At 60.2% G+C, this 15,496-nt stretch carries 15 protein-coding genes; 9 read left to right on the top strand and 6 right to left on the bottom strand.

The window, feature by feature from the left end:
- Positions 1-502 (top strand): Crp/Fnr family transcriptional regulator (locus PHT20_RS14895; RefSeq protein WP_301021135.1); only part of this gene is annotated, 502 nt, incomplete at its 5' end.
- Between the two features lie 107 nt (positions 503-609).
- Positions 610-1,140 (top strand): YXWGXW repeat-containing protein, encoded by a 531-nt coding sequence (locus PHT20_RS14890; protein ID WP_300080953.1) that lies wholly within the window; start codon positions 610-612, stop codon positions 1,138-1,140.
- Between the two features lie 29 nt (positions 1,141-1,169).
- Here PHT20_RS14890 and PHT20_RS14885 read toward each other — a convergent pair whose 3' ends face one another.
- The 3 genes from PHT20_RS14885 to PHT20_RS14875 are packed head-to-tail and all read right to left on the bottom strand — an operon-like array spanning position 1,170 to position 5,592.
- Positions 1,170-3,110: an NADH-ubiquinone oxidoreductase-F iron-sulfur binding region domain-containing protein gene (locus PHT20_RS14885; RefSeq protein WP_301021134.1), complete on the bottom strand. Its 1,941-nt coding sequence runs from the start codon at positions 3,108-3,110 to the stop codon at positions 1,170-1,172.
- Between the two features lie 9 nt (positions 3,111-3,119).
- Positions 3,120-4,574 carry a glycosyltransferase family 39 protein gene (locus PHT20_RS14880; protein WP_300080947.1) on the bottom strand — a complete coding sequence of 485 codons (1,455 nt, stop codon included), beginning with the start codon at positions 4,572-4,574 and terminating at the stop codon, positions 3,120-3,122.
- A gap of 4 nt (positions 4,575-4,578) precedes the next feature.
- Complete coding sequence (locus PHT20_RS14875; protein ID WP_301021133.1) at positions 4,579-5,592, bottom strand: glycosyltransferase family 2 protein; 1,014 nt, start codon at positions 5,590-5,592, stop codon at positions 4,579-4,581.
- 401 nt (positions 5,593-5,993) lie between these two features.
- On the opposite strand from PHT20_RS14875, the gene PHT20_RS14870 reads away from it, so the two are divergent.
- The 3 genes from PHT20_RS14870 (at position 5,994) to PHT20_RS14860 (ending at position 9,607) form a co-directional block, all read left to right on the top strand.
- On the top strand, positions 5,994-6,920 hold the full coding sequence (locus PHT20_RS14870) for a LysR family transcriptional regulator (RefSeq protein ID WP_300080942.1): 927 nt from the start codon (positions 5,994-5,996) through the stop codon (positions 6,918-6,920).
- On the top strand, positions 6,910-7,770 hold the full coding sequence (locus tag PHT20_RS14865) for a ChbG/HpnK family deacetylase (RefSeq protein ID WP_301021132.1): 861 nt from the start codon (positions 6,910-6,912) through the stop codon (positions 7,768-7,770). The genes PHT20_RS14870 and PHT20_RS14865 overlap by 11 nt, the downstream gene beginning before the upstream one ends.
- Before the next feature lie 247 nt (positions 7,771-8,017).
- On the top strand, positions 8,018-9,607 hold the full coding sequence (locus tag PHT20_RS14860) for a glycosyltransferase family 39 protein (protein WP_300080936.1): 1,590 nt from the start codon (positions 8,018-8,020) through the stop codon (positions 9,605-9,607).
- Here PHT20_RS14860 and PHT20_RS14855 read toward each other — a convergent pair.
- The 3 genes from PHT20_RS14855 to PHT20_RS14845 all read right to left on the bottom strand — a co-directional run bounded on the left by PHT20_RS14855 (position 9,536) and on the right by PHT20_RS14845 (position 11,389).
- Positions 9,536-9,904, bottom strand: coding sequence for a GtrA family protein (locus PHT20_RS14855; protein WP_300080933.1), 369 nt, complete (start codon positions 9,902-9,904; stop codon positions 9,536-9,538). The two genes, PHT20_RS14860 and PHT20_RS14855, sit on opposite strands and share 72 nt — an antisense overlap.
- Positions 9,901-10,929, bottom strand: a complete 1,029-nt coding sequence (locus PHT20_RS14850; RefSeq protein WP_300080930.1) for a glycosyltransferase family 2 protein — start codon at positions 10,927-10,929, stop codon at positions 9,901-9,903. Before PHT20_RS14850 ends, PHT20_RS14855 begins: the two co-directional genes overlap by 4 nt.
- A 97-nt stretch (positions 10,930-11,026) precedes the next feature.
- Positions 11,027-11,389, bottom strand: a complete 363-nt coding sequence (locus PHT20_RS14845) for a PsiF family protein (RefSeq protein ID WP_301021131.1) — start codon at positions 11,387-11,389, stop codon at positions 11,027-11,029.
- Positions 11,390-11,527: 138 nt separating this feature from the next.
- Here PHT20_RS14845 and argS point away from each other — a divergent pair, with 138 nt between their 5' ends.
- The 4 genes from argS (at position 11,528) to lptA (ending at position 15,433) form a co-directional block, all read left to right on the top strand.
- The gene (gene argS, locus PHT20_RS14840; protein WP_301021130.1) at positions 11,528-13,225 is read left to right on the top strand and encodes an arginine--tRNA ligase; all 1,698 of its coding nucleotides are present in this window, start codon (positions 11,528-11,530) and stop codon (positions 13,223-13,225) included.
- A gap of 115 nt (positions 13,226-13,340) precedes the next feature.
- Entirely contained in the window at positions 13,341-14,015 is a 675-nt protein-coding gene (locus PHT20_RS14835) for an SPOR domain-containing protein (RefSeq protein ID WP_301021129.1), read from the top strand.
- A gap of 59 nt (positions 14,016-14,074) precedes the next feature.
- Positions 14,075-14,728 carry a thiol:disulfide interchange protein DsbA/DsbL gene (locus PHT20_RS14830; protein WP_301021128.1) on the top strand — a complete coding sequence of 218 codons (654 nt, stop codon included), beginning with the start codon at positions 14,075-14,077 and terminating at the stop codon, positions 14,726-14,728.
- A 78-nt stretch (positions 14,729-14,806) separates the two neighbouring features.
- Positions 14,807-15,433: a lipopolysaccharide transport periplasmic protein LptA gene (gene lptA, locus PHT20_RS14825; protein ID WP_301021127.1), complete on the top strand. Its 627-nt coding sequence runs from the start codon at positions 14,807-14,809 to the stop codon at positions 15,431-15,433.
- Positions 15,434-15,496: the final 63 nt, after the last annotated feature.

Genomic DNA, 15,496 nt, shown 5'->3' with positions numbered 1-15,496 from the left:
GCGTGAAGGCATGGTGGGTATTTCGCTCTTTACCGGGGGCGACACCACTTCAAGCTCGGCTGTGGTGCAAACCGCCGGCCATGCCTACCAGCTCGATCGCCATGTGCTCAAAGCCGAGTTTGACCGTGCCGGGGCACTGCAGCGCCTGCTGTTGCGCTACACCCAGGCGTTGATGACGCTGATGGCGCAAACGGCCGCGTGCAACCGCCACCACACGGTCGAGCAGCAACTGTGCCGCTGGCTGCTGCTCACGCTCGACCGCATGCACGACGACGCCGACCTGGTGATGACGCAAGAACTGGTGGCCAGCATGCTGGGCGTGCGCCGCGAGAGCGTGACCGATGCCGCCGGACGCTTGCAAAGCGCTGGCTACATCCGCTACCGGCGTGGTCACATTGGCGTGCTTGACCGCGCCGGGCTGGAGCGCAGTGCCTGCGAATGCTATGGCGTGGTCAAAAAAGAACTTGACCGGCTGTTAACCGATGTGCGCCCGCAGGTGTGAGGTGAGCCAACGTGCTGCGCCCTAATGGATTTCCTCGGTTCAACCTGCCTTGACCACCGCAAACCTTGCCACCACTGCGCCTGCCATTGCCGCGCATGGCTTTCGTTATGACTGATAGGTCAGTGCGCAAGCGCACCGACAAGGTGTGGTTCATGCGTCAAGATGGTGGTCTCATTCACATCAAGGTTGCTATGTCTTATTTCCCTATGGTTCGAGGTTTTGTGTTGTCGCTGTCGCTCACAGCCGCCAGTGCGGCGTTTGCCCAGGTCAATGTCAATATTTTGTTTGCACCGCCTGCGCCGCCTGCACCCATGCACGAGGTTGTGCCCATGATGGCGCCTGGCTACGTGTGGGCACCGGGTTACTGGGCCTGGAATTTAGACCGCCACATCTGGGTGCGCGGGCGCACGATGGTGCAGCGCACCGGCTACCGCTGGGAGCCAGACCGCTGGGAGCAGCGTGACGGCCACTACATGCGTCAGCCCGGCCGTTGGATGCTGGAACCAGCAGCACGCCCGATGCAAGTGCGTGAGTTGCCCAGCAGGCATGACAACGGTCAGCGCCACAACAACAAAAAAGACAAAAAAGACAAGCGCGGCAAAGATGATCGCAACAACCGGCACAACAATGACCACTGAAGTCAAACCGCCACCGCGTCCTACTTGAACTACGCTAGCTTGCGCACCGTGTCAACCGCGGCCAGCACGGTGTGATCGCCCGTCAGCTCGTGGCGAAAGTAGCGCAGCACGCTCAAGAGCGGGTTGGGCGCGGCTTGACCCAGTCCGCAAATGGAGGCATCCATCATGGTGCTTGCCAGGTCATTGAGCGTGGCTTCGTCCCATATGGAGGCCGCCATCAAGGTAGCCGCTTTGTCGGTGCCCAGCCGGCACGGCGTGCACTGGCCACAGCTCTCGTGGGCAAAAAACTGCATCATGGCCAGCGCCGCATCCCGCGCGCTATCGTGCTGGCTCAAGACGATCACCGCCGCCGAGCCAATGAAGCCACCGTGCGGCTGCAAGGTGTCAAAGTCCAGCGGCACGTCGGCCAAACTGGCTGGGAAAATGCCGCCCGAAGCCCCGCCAGGCAGGTAGGCATAAAGCGTGTGCCCTGGCGCCATGCCGCCACAAAACTCGTCAACCAACTCGCGCAGCGTGATGCCCGCCGGTGCCAGCTTGACCCCCGGCTCGCGCACCCGGCCGCTGACGCTGAAACTGCGCAAGCCGGTTCGGCCATGGCGGCCAAAGCCGGTGAACCAGTCGGGGCCGCGCTGCACGATGTCGCGCACCCAAAACAGGGTCTCAAAGTTGTGCTCCAGCGTGGGGCGGCCAAATAAGCCCACTTGGGCGATGTAAGGCGGGCGCAGGCGAGGCTCGCCGCGCTTACCTTCCAGGCTTTCGATCATGGCCGATTCTTCGCCGCAGATGTAGGCGCCAGCACCCCGGCGCAGTTCAATCTTGGGCAGCGGGCAAGGCGGGTTGGCCTGCAGGGCGTTGATTTGCGCTTGCAGCAACGCGCGGCAACCGTGGTACTCGTCACGCAAATAGATGTAGCAAGTCTGAATGCCCACCACCTGCGCCGCCACCAGCAGGCCTTCCAGAAACCGGTGCGGGTCGCGCTCTAGGTAGGTGCGGTCTTTGAAGGTGCCGGGCTCGCCTTCGTCGATGTTCACTGCCATCAGCCTGGGTGCGGGCTGCTCGCGCACGATGCGCCACTTGCGCCCGGCCGGAAAACCGGCACCACCCAGGCCGCGCAAACCAGCATTTTCCAGCGCCACCAGCACCGACTCATGCGAACGCGTGCCCGCGGCCAGCTCGGTGGCCAGGGTGTAGCCGCCAGCACGGCGGTAAAGCGCCAGGTCAATGAAGTCTGGCGCCACGGTGCACGCTTGCGCCGCCCCGGTGATGACACCTGGCTGATGGCTGGGTGCTATATCTTCAATAGCTGCTTGTGCAGGTGGGTGTTGGGCTGCAGGCTGATTTTGTATATCAAACTCAGAAACTACATTTTTAGCAGCGGCCTGTGCTTGTTCTGCCTGGGCTAGAGCTAGATTGACTTGATCAATCACGGTCTTGGTGCTGGCCTGGGGTAGCGGGCACTGGTGCACCACCGCCACGGGGGCTTGTTCGCAGCGCCCCACGCAGGGTGTGGCCAGCAGGCGCACCGCAGCGCCTGCGCCGGACATCCCTTTAAGTTGCTCGCTTAAATGCTGGTGCAGGTCATGGGCACCGGTCATCTGGCAGCTCAGCCCGTCGCACACCCGCACTGTCAAGGGTGGCGCGGTGGCGCTGTCAGGCAACACCTGAAAGTGGTGATAGAAACTGGCCACTTCAAACACCTCAACCATGGACAGCCGCATCTCATGCGCCAACGCCACCAAGTGCCGCTCGAACAGGCCCCGGTAGTGGTCGTTCAAGCGGTGCAGATGTTCAATCAGCAGGTCGCGCGGGTGGGGCGCGGGGCCGATCAGGGCGCGCACCTCAGCCAGCGCAGCGGCTTCAGGCTGGCGGCCTTTGAGGTGGTTGCGGCTGGGCAGGCGCTCGCGCACGGCTTGCAGGGGTAGCGTCGCGGTGGTGGTGACAGTGACAGTGACAGAAGGAGGGGTGTTCATGCTTTGTCCTCATGGCGCCTGCTGGAGCGCTGTCGGTGGGATCACCGTCAAGACGTGTTCGCGGCTTTCAAACAAGCGGGGCAGGGGGGCAGTGAAGGCACCAGATACTTTGCCCCAGTCTTGCTTGGGTACCGCCAGCAAGCGTGTGGTTTGACTTGGCTGGCGTGTCATCAACTCAGGCAGGGTGACGGCTTTGGCTTGCTCGCGGCTGTAAAAGGTGGCAGAAAAAGGCACTTCATTCAGGTAGATCAGCGTGTCGCCGGGTTTCATTTGTGCGCTGGCGTAGGCCACCAGGTATTTTTCGGTTTTCAGGCGCTCTGGCTGCAGCGCACCCAGCACCATGTAGCCGGTGACCACCAGCGGCATCAAGGCCACCAGCCCGAGTTGGGCAGGTTTGTGCCAGCTTTTCGTGGCCGGGTGTGCCGCCATGCCCTGCGCCATCAGCACGCTGAAAGCGGCCAACGCAGGCAACACATACGTCCACAAAATGTTGCCTGAGAGGGTGAAGAACATGGGGGTGAACAAGGCCCAGGCCAACAGGTAGGCGGTTTGCGGGTCTTGCCGTTTTTGCCACAGCAAGGCGCGTTGTGCCGGCTGCATGACCCGGCGCAACACCAGCCCCAGCGCCAGCAAACCCCAAGGGAAAGAGGCCACCACCACATCCAGCCAAATGGCACCTTTGACGCGCTTGTGCGCCACACCATACAGGTCGCCCGCCCAGCCAGAGTCGATGAAACGCAAAAAATGCTCGCCCACCAAAAAGTAGTTCAAAAAGCCGGGTGTTTTCAGCTCGGCCAACACGTACCAAGGCAGGCTCAGCAGCAGCATCAGCGCGCCGCCGGTCAGCCAGGGCAGGCGCAGCACGGTGCTGCGCAGGCTGGGGTAAAACAGCATCAAAGGCAGCATGGGGCCGGCCACCAGCACGCCAATGAGCGGCCCCTTGGCCAGCAGCCCCAGCGCCAACGCCACAAAAAAACCATAGCGCCAATACCAGCTGGGTGCTTTCGCTGACATGGCCAGCGCCACCATGGCCCAGGTGGTGGCCAAGGCCAGAAAGGGGTCGGTCAGCACGGCGCCCGCGGCAATGAAGACCAATGCGCACGAGGCATAAACCCCCAGCGCCCAGGCGGCCACTTGCACGCCAAAATGGCTGCGCGCATAGACAAAAATCAGCCCCATGCTGCCCAGCGTGGCCAGCCACGAGGGCAAGCGAACGGCAAACTCGGTCACGCCCAGCAGCTTGAAGGCCAGGGCTTGCACCCAAAAAGAAAACGGCGGTTTGCCCCAAAACGGCTGCTCGGGCGTGAACCAGGGGGTGATCCAGTCGCCCGTCTCGGCCATCAGGCGCGCCATTTCAGCGTAGCGTGGCTCAGATGTGCCGGTGAGCGGCATTACCGCCATGCCCAGCAGGCGCAGCGCCATCAACAAAGCCAACAGCCACACAACATGTCTTAAGCGCCACATCCAATCAGTCCTTCAAGGGGGTTGGGGTCTGGCTGGCTTGGCGTGGGCTTTGCACCACATCGCGCAGCACATAGAGCGGGCGTTGTTTGGTCTCGAAGTAGGTTTTGCCCACATATTCGCCCAGCAACCCGACCGAGAGCAGTTGCACACCCCCCAAAAAAGTGGTGACGGCAATCATCGATGGATAGCCTGCAACCGGGTTGCCATGAAACACCGCCCCCACCACAATCCAAAGTCCAAAGGACATGCCCACCCCAGCGGCCAGCAGCCCCAAAGCGCTGGCCCAGCGCAACGGCACGATGGAAAACGAGGTGATGCCTTCCAGCGCCAAGCCGATCAGCCCCAGCAGGTTCCATTTGGTGTTGCCTGCGGCACGAGGGTCGCGGTCGTATTCGATCACATGGGTTGGAAAACCCACCCAGGCAAACAAGCCTTTCATGTAGCGGTTGCGCTCGGGCAAGCTGTTCAAGGCATTGACGGCGCGCCGACTCATCAGCCGAAAGTCACCGGTGTCTTCCGGGATTTTGAAGTGGCTGATGCGGCTCATCAGCCGGTAAAACAGGTGGGCACTGAGGCGCTTGCCCCACGATTCGCCCGCCCGCGTGCGGCGCTTCATGGTGACGATGTCTGCGCCTGCCCGCATGGCTTCAAGCATGCTGCCAATGAGTTCAGGTGGGTCTTGCAAGTCGGCATCCAAAATCACCACCGCATCGCCGCTTGACACATCCATGCCCGCGCTCAGCGCCGCCTCTTTGCCAAAATTTCGGCTTAACCGAACCGCCACGATGCATGGGTTGCGCGCCGCTTGCTCTAGCAAATAGACCCCGCTGCCGTCATGGCTGCCGTCATCCACCAGCACCAGTTCGTAGCTGATGCCCAGCGGCTGCAGCACTTGGGTCAGGCGCTCCAAGAGCAAGGGCAGCACCGCGCGCTCGTTGTAAAGCGGCACCACCACAGAGAGCGCCACAGGCACCTTTGCGGTGGGTTCAGGATGTTGGGCGGCCACTCTAGAGGTCATAAAAGTCAGTGAATGCAAGATTGGTATCGAAGTACCGCGATTTTGCATGGTTTGGCTTAAGACATGCCCTGCGCTAAGGTGACCTTTCCCCTTGGGCGAGGGCGACTGTCCGTTGGCGCTGCTGCTGTTGTAGTTTTTCGGGCATGGTTGCTGTTGTGGTGTTTCGGGCACGGCGTGGCGGCTGGGTCAGGTGCATGCGGTTTTGGGGGCAAAACACGCGCGGGGCTGAGGCCTTATTTCGCCCTGCACCATTTGCGCGCGCCTTTCCCCCAAAGCCCGGTCACCTGACCCAACCACCACGCCTTATCTGTGTGGGTGCAGCGTGGGGTGAAAGTCCACCGCCGTGACTGATCTGGCGAAGTGACCCGTGTGTATCGCCCATGGTGTGAAAATCAGCCCCCATGAGCAAACTCAAACAGCTGGAAACTTTTGTCGCCGTGGCCACCCGTGGCGGCTTGAGCTCGGCGGCCCGGTTTGAGGGCGTGGCACCGGCCATCATTGGCCGGCGCATGGACGCGCTGGAAGAGCGCTTGGGGGTCAAACTGCTGGTGCGCACCACCCGCAGGGTCAGCCTCACGCCCGAGGGCAATGCGTTTTTGGAAGACTGCCAAAGGCTGCTGACCGAGCTGGCGCATGCCGAGGCCCAGGTGTCTGCCGGTGGCATGCGCGCCCGCGGCCACCTCAGTTTGACCGCGCCGGCTGGTTTTGGTCGCCGCCATGTGGCGCCGCTGGTGCCACATTTCCGGGAGCTGCACCCTGAGGTCACGGTGTCGCTGAATTTGAGTGACCGCGTGGTCGATTTGACGGCCGAAGGCTTTGACTGCGCGGTGCGGGTGGGTGAGTTGCCTGACTCATCCCTGGTGAGCGTGCGCCTGGCCGACAACCGCCGCCTGTGCGTGGCCACCCCCACCTATTTGCGCCAGCACGGCACGCCCAAGCACCCCAGTGATTTGTTACGGCTGGACTGTCTGACGCTGTCCTCTGAGGCCTCGCAAAACCGTGGTTGGGTGTTTTCTGTGCCCCACAAAAATGGCTTGGAGGTGGTGCACCTCAAACCTGGTGGGCCGCTGAACTGCACCGACGGTGAAGTGCTGTTTGACTGGTGCCGCGCTGGCTACGGCATTGCCTGGCGCAGCACCTGGGAGGTGCAGGCTGAAATTGCTTCGGGTGCCTTGGTCAGCGTGTTGGACGACTTTGCTGCGCCACCCAACGGCATTTACGCGGTGTTTGCCCAGCGCAAGCTGATGCCGCTGCGGGTGCGCTTGTGGGTGGACTTTCTCAAAGCGCATTTCAGCCAGGCTGATTTTGGGGTGGTACATGGCCGCTGAATTGCCTGGCGCGGCGGGGGTGCGGCACATGGTGGTGTGTGCTGATGACTTTGCTGTCCACGCCAGCGCCTCACGCGGCATTGCTCAACTGGCTGAAATGGGGCGCCTGAGTGCCACCAGTGCCATGGTGTTGTCGCCTCATTGGCCGCAGCACGCCGCCATGCTGCATGACCTGCGTGGCCAAATCGATGTGGGCTTGCACCTGGACTGGACCAGCAGCTTTGCCATGGATGCCGGGCACGGCTTGCCGCTGGCTGCGGCCATGCGCCAGGCGTTGTGGCGCGGTTTTGACCCAGTCCGTGCCACCCGCGTGATTGAGCACCAGCTGGACTTGTTTGAGGCGCATTGGCAAGCCCCGCCAGACCATGTGGACGGCCACCAGCATGTGCAGCAGTTTGCCGGCATTCGCCAAGCGTTGGTGCAGGTGCTGCACACGCGCTACGCCTCGCACCGGGTCAAACCTTACCTGCGGATTTCTCGTGCGCCCGCCGGCCTGGCTGATCTGAAAAGCCGGGTGATTGCCATGATGGGTGCCAATGCTCTTGAAAAAATAGCTACTCATGCAGGTATAACAAGCGCTAGAGCCTTATTTGGCATATATAACTTTGAGGGTGATGGGGCGCGCTATGCGGCGCTGATGGCGCATTGGCTCCGCGTTGCCCCCCAGGCCGGGCTGCTGATGTGCCACCCTGCCCAGACGGTTGAGCCCGCTGATGAGATCGGCACCGCCCGCGCCCAGGAGTTTGCCTACCTGGCCAGCCTGCAGTTTGCCCAGGCGCTGTCGGCGGCGCAGGTGGTGCTGGCACGTGGCGCACAACTTTGGCCGCCCGTCGGCTTGCCAGCACGATGAATACGCAGTGGTTAAAACTCGCATGGCTCTGGACGCAATTCAAACTGATGTGGACTTGTTCCCTCGCCCCTCGGGAGAGGGTTAGGGTGAGGGCAAATCTTCGTGTCACTTGGTTGCAGGCAGCCCTCACCCCTGCCCTCTCCCAGAGGTAGAGGGGGTGAAACGCGCAGCACATCAGTTTGAATCCGCCCATCCCTAAAATCAGTGGGTGATTCAAAACCATCTTTCCTCTGCGCCTACCTCCCACATGTCTACCTCCGCCCAGCGCCGCACCTCTTGGCTGATCTTGGCCGCCTTTGGGCTGGCGCTGTTGCTGCTGGCCAGTTTGCGGCCGTTTGCCGTGCCCGATGAGGGGCGTTACGGTGAAATTGGCCGCTGGATGTGGCTCAGCGGCGACTGGCTGACCCCGCGTCTGAATGGCATTCCGTTCTTTCACAAGCCGCCCTATCTTTATTGGCTGGAAGCTCTGAGTGTGGGACTGTTGGGGGTCAGTGAACTGGCTTTGCGGCTGGTGCCTGCGTTGCACGCGGGCTTGATGCTGTGCGCGCTCTACCTGGCAGCGCGGCGCATCAGCAGCGAGGCCACGGCGCGCCGTGCCGTCATCATGCTCGGTAGCAGCCTGGGCTTTTTGGTGGGCGGCCAGTACATCAACCACGACATGTTGGTGGCCAGCTGGATCGGTGTGGCCATTTGGTGCTTTGCCTTTGCCTTCATGGCCGGTGACAAACCGCATGCCGGGTTGGCCCGTCTGGGATTTTTGGCTTGTGCCATGGGCATGCTCAGCAAGGGCTTGATTGGGTTTGCCCTGCCAGGGTTGGTGATGCTGGTGTGGCTGGTGTGGTCTGGCCAGCTCAAAAAAGTGGTGTATTTGCCTTGGGTCAGCGGCTTGGCACTGTTTGCGGGCGTGGCCTTGCCGTGGTTTGTGCTGGCACAGCGCAGCTACCCTGATTTTTTCAATTACATGTTCATTGGCCAGCAGTTCAACCGCTACACCGCAGCGGTCTACAACAACCCGCAGCCGGTTTGGTTTTACTTGTTGGCGCTGGCCTTGCTGTTGTTTCCCTGGCTGTTTTTTGCGCTCAACCAATGGCGGCGCGTGACCGCCACCACCCGCGCTGCCGATGTGGCCATGAGTGAGCCTTGGTGGAAGCTGTGCTGGAGTTGGTTGCTGGCCATTTTGGTGTTTTTTTCTATTCCGCACTCCAAGCTGGTGGGCTACATCTTGCCGGTGTTGCCGGCCTTGGCTTTGCTGGCCGCCATGGGCTGGCAGCGTGCCATGGGGCATCGGCCTTTTGAGCGGCCTCTTTTTGTCGGTTTGGTGGGCGTCAATGCGGCGCTGGCGCTGGGCATTGTGCTGAACGTGGGCGCTGTCACCCGTGCCAGCCGCACCCAAGACCTGGCGCAAGTGCTGGCCTGCGCCGCCAGCCCGAGTGACACGGTGTATGTGTCTGATGCCTACCCCTACGATTTGCCGCTGTATGCCCAAACCCAGCGCCCCATGGTGGTGCTGAATGACTGGCCCATGCTGCGCCAATCTGCTGGTGACGGCTGGCAGCGTGAACTGTTTGAGGGTGCTGATTTTGATGCCCAGGCGGCGCTCGTGTTGCAACCCTTGAGCGTGTTGGCTGATGTGGCGCACACGCCAGGGCATTGGTTTGCTGGGCGCAGTGGCCAAGCGCTGGCGGCGCAGCAACCCGGATGGACGCTTTATTTCAAAGGCGCGGGGTGGGACTTGTACCGCTCAGGCGGTGACAGCACGGCGGTGTCAGCGGCGAAAAGCCCAGAAGCGGCTCAGCACAAAGGTTTGCCCGGCTGCAAACAGCAGCGCCACAAATAGCGCCAGCAGGCTGGGCCAGCCCAAGGTGCGCAGCAGCAGCATGAACACCAGTTCGTTGCTGGCAAACCCGGCCAAAGCGGTGACGGCAAAGCGCTGCAAACTGGTGGTCACGGGGGTGCTGGTGTCTTTGAAACTCAACAGCCGGTGCCCGGCAAAGCTCACGCCAAACGCCACCCCAAACCCCATGGCATTGGCCAATTCAGGCCACATGTGGCTTTGCGCCAGGGCAAACACCCCCATGTGAGTGGCCGCTGCAGCGCCGCCCACCATCAAAAACCAAAAGGTCGAGGCGCTCACACTGGGCGCACCGGGGAAGGTGCTGCGTCAGTCAGGGCAGCCTCTGGCAGCATGGCTTCCAGCGCGGGCAAAGCCAGCCCCGCGCCCACACGCTGGCTGACCAGGTAGTTGGGGCGCTGTTTGACCTCTTCGTAAATGCGCCCCACGTACTCCGCCAGGATGCCAATCGACAGCAGTTGAATGCCGCTGAAAAACATCATCCCCACCACAATGGTGGCATAGCCGGGCACGGCAATGCCGGTGATGAAATACTCGCCCACCACCCACAGGCCGTAGCTCAGTGCCAACATCGACAACACAAATCCACTCACCGTCAGCGCCCGCAGCGGGGCAATGGAAAACGCCAAAATGCCTGTAAAAGCCAGTGACAGCGAGCCCAGCAAACCAAAGTTGCTGTGACCATCTGCTCTGGGCAGGGGCTCGTAGTCAATGGCGGTGCTGTTGAACCCAACCCAGGCGTACAAGCCTTTCATGAAGCGGTTGCGCTCGGGCAGGCGGTTCAAGGCGGTGACCACTTTGCGATCCATCAGTCGAAAGTCGCCCGCGTTGGCTGGAATTTTGACCCGGTTGCCCATGTTGACCAGCTTGTAAAACCAGCCAGTGAGCTTGATTTGCAACCCCGACTGGTCGTGCCGGGTTTTGCGCACCGCGTAGACCACGTCCGCACCGTTGCGCCATTGCGCCAACATAGCAGGCACCAGAGAAATCGGGTGCTGGCCATCGGCATCCATCAGCAGCACCACATCGCCGTGCGCGGCTTCAATGCCAGCCGTCAAGGCCGGTTCTTTGCCAAAGTTGCGCGACAGCTTGAGGTAAACCAGCTCAGGGTGGTTTTGGCACAAGCGCTGCATCACGTGCAGGGTGTTGTCGCGGCTGCCGTCGTCCACCACAATCAATTCCACCTGTGAACTGAGCTGCTTTAACGTGGCTAAAAATTCTGGCAACAGTGTGGCCAAATTAATGGCTTCATTGAAGGCAGGAATCACACAAGACAGAGAGGGGTGCAGTGAGGAGCGTGTCAGCATGGGCTGCATCATGCCAAAAGAAAACCCTGGTCAGCTTGAACTGGCAGGGTTTTTTTGGGGTTTTGCCAGATAAATCTGGCGGACTTAGGGAAAGTGCTTAGCCCTTGTTGCTCAAGCAGTCTTTCATGAAGGCTTTGCGATCAGCGCCTTTGAGCTGCTTGTCGCCTGCATCTTTGTTGCAGGTCTTCATTTTTTCTTGTTGGGCGGTCTTCTTGCTGGCTGCAGGAGCCGCGGGTTTGGCGCTCAAGCATTCTTTCATGAAGGCTTTGCGCTCATCGCCCTTTTTGTCAGCTGCGTCTTTGTTGCAGGTGGCCATCTTGCCTTGCTGAGCCGTTTTGCCAGCAGCAGGTGCCGCGGCAGCAGGAGCTGCAGCAGGCGCTGCGGGTGCGGCATCGGCGGCATAGGCAGAGCCCATGGAGATGCAAACGCTCAAGCCCAGCAGTGTCAACAGTTGTTTCATAGGGTGTCCTTAAAAAAGTGAAAGAGTTAAATCCCGGTCGGGATTCCAACACACAACGCCAGCCCCCTCGCGCCCGTTGACCATGGTTTACAGCGTTGGTGCAACTTTGTCACACAGATGCACCCGTAAAATCAGAGCATGATCACCGTCAAAACCGAACTTTTACAAGCCCTGCGCGCCGCACTGGAAGATTTACAACCTGGCGCAGGTGCCCGCGCTGCATTCGAGTCGCCCAAAGTGGCGGCCCATGGCGACTTGGCCACCACCGCAGCCATGCAACTGGCCAAGCCACTCAAGCTCAACCCGCGTCAGTTGGCAGAAAATTTGTGTGCCAGCTTGCGCGCCTCAGCGGCCTTTGATACCTGGGTGGCGGCGCTTGACATTGCCGGCCCAGGCTTCATCAACATCACCTTAAAGCCAGCCGCCAAACAGCAAGTGGTGCGCTCAGTGCTGCACCAAACCGCAAGTTATGGCAGCCAGCCTGACAACGGCCAGCGCATGTTGGTGGAATTTGTCTCAGCCAACCCCACCGGCCCCTTGCATGTGGGGCATGGCCGCCAAGCGGCGTTGGGGGACGCCATTTGCAATCTGTTTGCGACCCAAGGCTGGCGCGTGCACCGCGAGTTTTATTACAACGATGCCGGGGTGCAAATCCAAACCCTCGCCACCAGCACCCAACTGCGAGCCCAAGGCTTCAAGCCGGGCGACGCTTGCTGGCCCACCGACCCAGACAACCCAGCTTCCAAAGCGTTTTACAACGGCGATTACATCCAAGACATTGCCGATGATTTTTTGGCCAAGAAAACCGTCAAGGCCGACGACCGCACCTTCACCGCCAGTGGTGATGTGCAAGACCTGGAGTCGATTCGCCAATTTGCCGTGGCTTACCTGCGCAATGAGCAAGACATTGACTTGCAGGCCTTCAACCTCAAGTTTGACCAGTACTACCTGGAGTCCAGCCTGTACACCAGTGGCCGCGTGGAGGCCACAGTGAGCAAGCTGATTGCCAACGGCAAGACGTTTGAGCAAGACGGCGCGCTGTGGCTCAAGTCCACTGACTACGGTGACGACAAAGACCGCGTGATGCGCAAGCAAGACGGCAACTACACCTATTTTGTGCCCGATGTGGCCTACCACATTGCCAAGTGGGAGCGTGGTTTTCAGAAGGTCATCAACATCCAGGGCACAGATCACCACGGCACCATTGCCCGGGTGCGCGCCGGGCTGCAAGCGGCTGATGTCGGCATTCCCAAAGGCTACCCTGATTACGTGCTGCACACCATGGTGCGGGTTGTCAAAGGCGGTGAAGAGGTCAAAATCAGCAAGCGTGCGGGCAGCTATGTCACGCTGCGCGATTTGATCGAGTGGACCAGCAAAGACGCGGTACGCTTCTTTTTGCTCAGCCGCAAGCCCGATACCGAGTACACCTTTGATGTCGATTTGGCGGTGGCCAAAAACAACGACAACCCGGTGTATTACGTGCAGTATGCACATGCGCGCATTTGCTCGGTGCTGGCCAGTTGGGGCGGCGATGCCACCACCTTGGCGCAAGTGGATTTGACTGCGCTGGACAGCCCGCAAGCACACGCTCTGATGCTGCTGCTGGCCAAATACCCCGACATGCTGAGTGCCGCCGCGGCAGATTTGGCGCCCCATGATGTGACCTTTTACCTGCGTGAGCTGGCGGCGTGCTACCACAGTTACTATGATGCTGAGCGCATTTTGGTTGACGATGAGGCGGTCAAACTGGCGCGCCTGGCGCTGGTGGCGGCCACCGCTCAGGTGTTGCGCAACGGCCTGGCAGTGCTGGGTGTAAGCGCCCCACAAAAAATGTAATTCAACCCAAACAATCCATTAGGGCATGAGTGCAAATCTTCCGCCAGGCATCATGCAGGCACGAAGTGCCGCTTAATGGATTATTTGGGTTCAACCCTCCAACAAGGTTTTTGAAATGAATATTTGGCTGAACAAGTCGCAACGCGGTGGCACCTTTTTGGGCTTTGTCTTGGGGCTGGTGGTGGGTTTGGGCGCGGCCTTGGGAGTGGCGGTGTATGTGACCAAAGTGCCGGTGTCGTTCTTGAACAAAATTGGCGGTCAAACGGCTGAAAAAGAGGCCACAGAAGCTCAGAAAAACAAAGACTGGGACCCCAATACCCCGCTGTATGGCAAAAATCAAGCCCGCCCTTCAGCTCCAGCTGAAACCGTGTTGCCCAGTGCAGTACCCACCCAAGACCCTGCCAAGACTGCAGCAACCCCTGCCAAAGAGTCAGCTGTAGCCAAAGCGCCCCCAAAAACACCGGCTCAGCCTGAACTCAAACCGGCTGTGTCTGCTGACCCCTTGGGCGACCTGGCCAAGGCCAAAAGCAACAGCAAAGAGGCTGCGGCTGAGCCATTTAGCTACTTTGTGCAAGTGGGCGCTTTTCGTACCCCTGAAGATGCCGAGGGGCAGCGCGCCAAGTTGTCACTGGCCGGGGTAGAAACCAAATTGTCAGAGCGCGAGCAAGCTGGCCGGGTGGTCTACCGGGTGCGCACCGGCCCTTATGACTCTCGTGAGGTGGCAGACAAAGCCAAAAGCAAACTCGATGCCATGGGCATTGACACCGCGCTGGTGCGCGTGCAGCGCTGAACTTTTTGAGCCGCACTGGCTCAGATACCCTTTTGATCAACCCACTGGAGATGTCATCCATGCAACGTCGTAACTTTGTGTCTGGCCTGGGCTGTGCGGCTGCACTGGCCGCCAGTGCCACCCCTGCTGTGCTTTGGGCACAAACCAACACCCCCAAAACTGGCACAGATTTCATCAAGCTTGACAAACCCGTGGCAGTGGATGCACCGGCTGGCAAGGTCGAGGTGATTGAATTTTTTTGGTACAACTGCCCGCACTGCCATGCGTTTGAACCCGCCCTGGCGGCCTGGCTGAACAAGCTGCCCAAAGATGTCGCCTTCAAGCGCGTGCCGATTGCGTTCAACGACTCGTTTGTGCCGCAGCAGCGCCTGTTTTATGCGCTGGAAGCCATGGGGCAGCTCGATAGCTTGCACGCCCGGGTGTTCAAGGCCATCCACTCTGAGAAACTGCAACTCACCAAAGCTGAAGCCATTGTGGATTGGGTGGTGAAGCAAGGCGTGGACAAGACCAAGTTTTTGGCGCAGTTCAACTCGTTCTCGGCCTCCACCAAGGCCACCCGTGCCAAACAGCTTGCCTCAGCCTACCAACTCGAAGGCGTGCCTGCCATTGGCGTGGCCGGGCGTTATTACACCGACGGGTCTTTGGCCAAAAGCATGGATCGCGCCTTGTTTGTGACTGATTTTCTGATTGATCTTGCCCGCAAAGGGCATTGATTAAACCTCTGATGCTAGCGAGGTAGCGGGCTTGTCTCGCTACAATGAAGGCACATTTTTAGCAAGATTCGTGCCCTTATGAAATCCCCTCTGTTGAACTGTCTTGTGGCCGCCGTTTGGGTGTGTCTCGCACCTACCGCAGGTGCCGAGAAAGCCGACCGTGACAAGCCCATGAACGTCGAGGCCGATGCGCTGCGCTATGACGACCTCAAGCAAGTCAGCGTGTTCAGTGGCAACGTGGTGCTGACCAAAGGCACGATTCTGATTCGTGGTGCCCGCCTTGAAGTGCGCCAAGACCCACAGGGTTACCAGTTTGGTGTGGTCACCGGTGAGTCAGGCAAGCGGGCGTTTTTCAGGCAAAAGCGCGAGGGGCTTGACGAATTCATTGAAGGCGAAGGCGAACGCATTGACTACGATGGTCGTGCCGACGTCGTCAAATTCATCAACCAAGCGCAGTTGCGCCGTTACCAGGGCGCAGCGCTCAACGATGAATTTAACGCTGGCGTCATTGTCTACAACAACCTCACCGATGTGTTCACGCTAGATGGCGCGCCGCTGGCCGGTGCCCCAGGCAGCGTGGGTCAACCTGGTGCACCAGCTGGCCGAGTGCGTGCCATGTTGACCCCCAAGAAAGACAGCGCTGCACCCGTGCCACCGGCCACTAACTTGCGTGCCACGCCCGCCTTGGGTGGAGCCTCACGCTGATGGCAGCTTCAACTTCGCGCTCAATATCAACCGCGGCCAGCCCACCGGTTGAAGAACCCAGCC

The sequence above is a fragment of the Rhodoferax sp. genome (genome assembly GCF_028715765.1).
In the GTDB taxonomy this organism is placed as follows: Bacteria; Pseudomonadota; Gammaproteobacteria; order Burkholderiales; family Burkholderiaceae_C; genus Rhodoferax.
Note: the sequence above shows the minus strand (reverse complement) of the source record. Positions and strands in the feature narration are given on the sequence as shown.